The organism is Corallococcus praedator (genome assembly GCF_003612125.1).
Taxonomy (GTDB): domain Bacteria; phylum Myxococcota; class Myxococcia; order Myxococcales; family Myxococcaceae; genus Corallococcus; species Corallococcus praedator.
The window spans coordinates 1-432 of record NZ_RAWI01001115.1 but is presented as its reverse complement, the minus strand read 5'-3'; the positions used below and the strand labels follow the sequence as shown (position 1 = coordinate 432).

The following is a 432-nucleotide window of genomic DNA, read 5'->3' as shown; positions in this document are numbered from 1 at the left end:
GTACCCGAGCTGGCTCACGGCGTCGTAGCTGTAGGCCTCCGGGACCGCCACGCGGTCGAGGCCGGCGGCCTCGAACTCGAGCAGGTTGTTGATGGTCTCGCTGAAATCTCCGGCGTAGTTGATGCCCATACCGATTCTCATGCGACTGCCCTTCCTCGACGTTGAGGTCGATGATGCCGGATGCGTTCGCCGCTCCGAGCGTCGCATCGACCATAACTTGACTTATAGTCTCCCGGGAAGCTCTACCGAGAACGGGCTGCCCCGGACCGGCGCTTCGGCCTACCGTTTGACCGTGATCAAGAAGCGTCGCGCCTGGGCCACCCTTGTCGTTCTGCTGGCATTCGCGCTGCTGGTCATAGGGACGGTGTGGTCCACACGGTCCGACGCATCAGGGCCGCACCCGTCAAGTGATCCGCCGAGCGTGTCCAACCC

At 63.7% G+C, this 432-nt stretch carries 1 protein-coding gene; it reads left to right on the top strand.

Going from position 1 to position 432, the window contains the following annotated elements; translation table 11 throughout:
- Positions 1-139 precede the first annotated feature (139 nt).
- Positions 140-432 (top strand): hypothetical protein (locus D7Y13_RS47490; protein WP_208734665.1); only part of this gene is annotated, 293 nt, incomplete at its 3' end.